We start from the raw sequence: 5,317 nt of genomic DNA on the forward strand, positions 1-5,317 counted from the left end.
GAACAATGACGGTCTCACTATTGTAGGCGGTCCAAGCGTTACCCAAAGTGGTATTGATGCTGGTGGTAAAGTCATCACAGGCGTTGCTAGTGGAGTGGGTAGTGACACTAACGCGGCGAACATTGGCGATCTAAAGGATGCAGTGACTGGCGTCACAAATGCTGGTTTAAGCTTCAAAGGCGATCGCGGCATTGCTATCAATCGCAAACTTGGTGAGACTCTCAATATCACAGGCGGTGCAGCAACAGGAGCAGCACTAACGACAGGTAATATCGGCATTCGTAACGATGGTAGTGATGGTTTGATTGTAGAGCTTGCCGAAAAAGTCGACTTAGGTACTGATGGTAGTGTTAAGGCTGGTGTTACTATTATAGATAATACTGGTCTGACTATTGTAGGCGGTCCAAGCGTTACTCAAAGTGGTATTGATGCTGGCGGCAAAGTTATTATAGGAGTTGCTGATGGTCTAGTGGCTACTGGTAGCAAAGAGGCAATCAATGGCGGTCAGTTGTTCGGTACTGCAAACTCCGTTGCCAACAACTTCGGTGGTGGTTCTAAAGTGAATGATAATGGAACCATCAGCGCTCCAAAGTATGAGCTAAATGATGGAGTAGATATATACGATAATGTAGGCGATGCACTTGGCGGCCTAGATGATCGTGTTTCTGCTAATGCCGATAACATTACTAATATAACTAATGGTACGGCAGGTATTGTCCGCCAAGATCCTACTACTGAAGAGATTACTGTAGGTAGTCAGACAGGCGGAAATAGCGTTGACTTTTCTGGGACAGATGGTAATCGAGTGTTAACTGGCGTTGCTGATGGTAAAGTTGAGTTAGGAAGTAAAGACGCGGTCAACGGCGGTCAGCTACATAATCTTGGTAGTGATGTTGCTGGTATTATCGGTGGTGAAGCTACCTATGATGCGAATGGCAATCTCACCGCTAATAACATCGGTGGTACAGGTAAAGGAAACATTAACGACGCTATTGCTTCTATCAACCAAGGTAACGCACAGGCCAACGAAGACATCAAAGTCAATGCCGATAATATCCAAGCCAATATTGATAGACTCGATTCGGGTCTTAGCTTTGGAGCAGATACTGGTGACAATATTAATAAGCCTATTGGTGACAGTAGTGCGCTTAAGTTTGAGGGCAGTAATAATATCACCACCTCTGCTACTGGCAACAGTATCAAGTTTGACCTAAACGGTAATATCAGTGTGGATAGTGTCACGGCTGATAGTGTGACTACAGGTAACACGACAGTCAACACCAATGGCATCACCATCAAAGATGGTCCAAGCATGACCACTGACGGCATCAATGCCGGTGATAAAACGATCACCGGTGTCGCTGATGGTATCGAAGTCAATGATGCTGTCAACTTTGGTCAGCTCAATGCGCTTGATGGGAAGCTCAGTAACAGCGTTAACGAGCTCGGTTACAAGATTAATGAAGTAGAAGACGATGCCAACGCTGGTATTTCAGCAGCAATGGCAATGTCTTCACTGCCACAAGCTTATATCCCTGGTAAGTCAATGGTTGGTGGCGGTATCGCTACTTATAATGGTCAAAGTGCCGTGGCAATTGGTGTGTCTAAAGTGTCTGATAATGGCCGCTGGGTCATTAAAGTAAATGGTACCGCAGATACCCAAGGCAATGCTGGTGGCGCAGTGGGTGCAGGCTTCCATTTCTAATCTACCACGCGATGTAGTGACAGCGTCTATTCATGAATAGACGCTGTCAACTCACTTATAAAACATATTTAGGGATGTATAATGAAAAAAATCTGTATATCATTATTGCTTACTAGCAACAACGGCGTTACTCTTCACGATGACGGGTTGTAGCCAAAAGAACATTTTACCAACTTGGCACTTAACACCTGGGGCGCAGCATGCTCTGTAGATGCCGATAGCTTGGTATTCCCTGATCCAAACAAAGCTTGGCAAAAAGGCGGTACTATCGTCAATCATGATGATGTCGCCAAGATTAGTGTAGGAACTACTAAAGATGAGATTTATAAACTCATCGGGACCCCTCATTTTAGTGAAGGCTTCAATGCTCGTGAATGGGATTATATTCTCAAATTTTATAATACCGATAATGAAGTAGAGGTTTGCCAGTATAAAATTATTTTTGATGACAGTTATGAAGGGAGAATGCGTGACGACGAATTCTTTGCAACTGAATTCTATTGGCTACCTGCATCCTGCGAGAAGTATTCGGAGCTTGCGCGTTAACTAGAAAATCTAACGTCAGAACATCGACCAAGATAAGGTTCGTTATTGTCATTGTTAATCCTGCCTTTCAAGCTATAAATATAGCTTGAAAGGCTTTTTTTTATGGTTTTTGGGTTGCTCTAATAACATTTAGCTAATTCATTTAAAAAACTAGATCCATAACCTTTAAAGTTTATTTGTATACGGTGTGTCTTAGTCTTATCCACTAATCAGTTATACTTAAAATCAAAGCCATGAGAAATATGAGTCTGAGACTGAATCAGCAGTTGAGATACTGGCTATTTGATTGTTTTGGACATTTATGAAGCTTAGTAGCCTATCCGATTAAACGCCATCCACAGAATACTGTTCTTATTTATAAATAATATGACTTTCTAATCAAAGGCGCTATTTTTTATTCTATTTAATAAGCAAAACTCATGATAGATTTCTGGCAAAAGCTATGTTGTACCAAATATAAACCCTCAGTAATATATAGATATTTTAGTAGGAAGCGGGTCGTAGTTAATGTGACGAGTTATCCTATCGTTATTTAAAGGTAATACGCATAATTTGTTTAGTAAAAAAACTCAATATGGCTTAAAATTTCTCTAAAGTAAAAATTGATATTATCTTTTTAATATAGTAGACCTATTATTTTGTCACTATAATTTTTGAGTGAGTAACGATAAACAGTTATGACATTTAGACAGGTGCATACGTATACAGCCTGAATATGACTAACTTTCAAATATCAATCCAAATGAGAGCGTGTTATAACCCTTATAAAAACGGTTCGAGCTTTCAGCTTGCTGGCTATTATCACTGCCATACAAGTTTCATCACTGACTTCTGACTACGCCCATGACCCTAGTGCACATACCCTGCCTGCCAAAGAGTGGCAGATCACCGGCCAGCCTAGTGTCGCTGCTGACTTTATCAAATTAGAAGACGACATAGTTTATCTGACCGACAGTCATCATCAGCTACTCTCTTTTAACTTGTCAGAATTTTTAGCCAATGATCAAACCTATATTTTGGAAAAAACGCCCATATTCAAAAACGTCAGTACCCATCATGATGATAAATATCTGTATGTCGAATCAAACGGTATCCCAAGCCATGAAATGATGACAGGTATCACCAGTTGGCAACAGCAGGTACCTATCGACCAGGATTATACCAATGAGAATAGTTGGGTCATTCCCTTACAGCCTGAGCTTGCCGATGAGCCTTTAATGGGCAAAGACAATTTTATGAAAGGGGCCATCGCTATTGCAGCTAATGGCATTCCTATATTCAACCCATTAAACAATCGGGGTGAGGACACCGAAGCATTCGGAGAGTTAGACAATCTGGACGCGCTGATGATTACCACTATCATCTTGCACCAACCCATCTACAGTCACAAGTTGGTGAAGATAAGCCCATTGCTTATGCGCTAGATGGTTTTCCTGTCTATGGTGAAACGGATGATGAGCTGGATGAATATTTAGGAAAACACAATGAAGACGGTAGCTATGGATACCATGCTACTTCAGAGTTTCCGTATTTAATTGCAGGTTTGCGCGGTAAGGTCACTATAAACCCAGATACGAAAGCGCCGGAAAATGAAATTTCACCGCAAGCACATACTTATGGCGTTCGCCCAGCGCTAACGCCTTTGCGCGGAGCCGAGATCACAGATTATAAGCCCGACTAAATATAGTCTAACGTATACCCATGACGGTCAAGAGCATAAGCTGAATTACAGTTGGGGCGCTACTGAAGCGACTAAAGATACTTATACTTTTGAGTTTATTGATCCAGAAGGTACGACCGTACAGACTTATAAACGCTCTGATGATACACAGAAAAAAATAATGTGCATCTAATGGTAATGATCAGTTATAGAGACAAATAAGCTGAGTTTTAGACCATCTTATATAATGCTAAGGAATCCTAATGAAACCTATTTTAATACCTGCTTTGCTAACCACGACGATATCTGCTGTATTTCTAGCGGCGTGTAGCCAAACTCAAATAGACTCAGTAGCTACCGATGCCAATGAGCAAACGACAGCATCAATAAGTAGTGCAGATGCCAGCAGCTATACTGGTACCGCTAGCTTAACTCAAGGTCTTGCCCAGACTGATGTGACAAATACCTATGAATGTGACCGCGGTTGTCAAACCAACATCGGTAGTATCTAGTCAACTGACGGTAAATCGTGGACAGTACCAGCAGCGACCAATTTGCTCAATACAGATTTCCAAGTGGCGTCCGACTTAAACAATCCTTGTACGGGCAACGACTATCGCACCGCCAGTGAAGCTTTAGCTCAGACATCATTGAAATAGACGCAAATGGTGAGGTGTATACCGCTTACGTCTTTGCAGATAATTATTTTGAGATGTATGTAAATGGTATAGCAGTTGGACGTGATAATGTACCATTTACTCAGTTCAATTCAAACATAGTGCGTTTTAAGGCAAAAGCACCGTTTACTGTTGCTATGCATCTGGTAGATTGGGAAGAAAACTTAGGTATTGGTTCAGAGAGTAATAACGGCTCAGAGTTTCATGCAGGAGACGGTGGTCTAGTCGCTGTGATCAAAGATAAAGATAACAACATCATTGCTAAGACCGATGAAACCTGGAAAGCACAAACCTTTTATACCGCGCCGATTAGAGACTTGTCCTGTGTTAGTGAGTCAGGTAGCGAGCGCCTATCTAGTAATTGTGTTACCACAGCTAATGTACAAGACGGTTCGGCAGATTATGGCCTGCATTGGGAATTGCCTGCCAACTGGCAACAAGCAGACTTTGATGACTCTAGTTGGCCGAACGCTACTACCTATAGTAACCAAACCATTGGGGTAGACAACAAATCAGCTTATACCAATTTCATAGATATTTTTGATAATGGAAAAGCAGATTCTGAATTCATTTGGTCAACCAATGTCGTACTCGACAATGAGAGACCATCCCGAATTCTGTGTAACTGCCATTTAGATTAAATGCCTGCTTATACGATCATCAAACATAATCATAAAGCGATTCAAAGCAGACGTCCAGTTACGAATGGGCATCGACCACTTTTTGGAT

Annotated in this window: 6 protein-coding genes; all 6 read left to right on the forward strand. The window is 41.6% G+C overall.

The genetic code is table 11. The features are described 5' to 3' along the window. Positions 1 to 1,705, forward strand: a 1,705-nt coding sequence (locus tag TT11_RS16400) for a YadA C-terminal domain-containing protein (RefSeq protein ID WP_261871179.1), incomplete at its 5' end; no start/stop codon positions are given. A gap of 174 nt (positions 1,706 to 1,879) precedes the next feature. Beyond that, positions 1,880 to 2,251, forward strand: a complete 372-nt coding sequence (locus TT11_RS16405) for an outer membrane protein assembly factor BamE (RefSeq protein WP_261871180.1) — start codon at positions 1,880 to 1,882, stop codon at positions 2,249 to 2,251. Between the two features lie 788 nt (positions 2,252 to 3,039). Then, positions 3,040 to 3,675, forward strand: a complete 636-nt coding sequence (locus TT11_RS16410) for a hypothetical protein (protein WP_261871181.1) — start codon at positions 3,040 to 3,042, stop codon at positions 3,673 to 3,675. Continuing rightward, complete coding sequence (locus tag TT11_RS17575; protein WP_370587887.1) at positions 3,567 to 3,932, forward strand: YHYH protein; 366 nt, start codon at positions 3,567 to 3,569, stop codon at positions 3,930 to 3,932. Before TT11_RS16410 ends, TT11_RS17575 begins: the two co-directional genes overlap by 109 nt. A gap of 242 nt (positions 3,933 to 4,174) precedes the next feature. Further along, the gene (locus TT11_RS16415) at positions 4,175 to 4,423 is read left to right on the forward strand and encodes a hypothetical protein (RefSeq protein WP_261871182.1); all 249 of its coding nucleotides are present in this window, start codon (positions 4,175 to 4,177) and stop codon (positions 4,421 to 4,423) included. A 161-nt stretch (positions 4,424 to 4,584) separates the two neighbouring features. Then, positions 4,585 to 5,229, forward strand: coding sequence for a hypothetical protein (locus TT11_RS16420; protein ID WP_261871183.1), 645 nt, complete (start codon positions 4,585 to 4,587; stop codon positions 5,227 to 5,229). Positions 5,230 to 5,317: the final 88 nt, after the last annotated feature.

Source organism: Psychrobacter sp. JCM 18901 (assembly GCF_000586435.1).
Lineage (GTDB): Bacteria > Pseudomonadota > Gammaproteobacteria > Pseudomonadales > Moraxellaceae > Psychrobacter.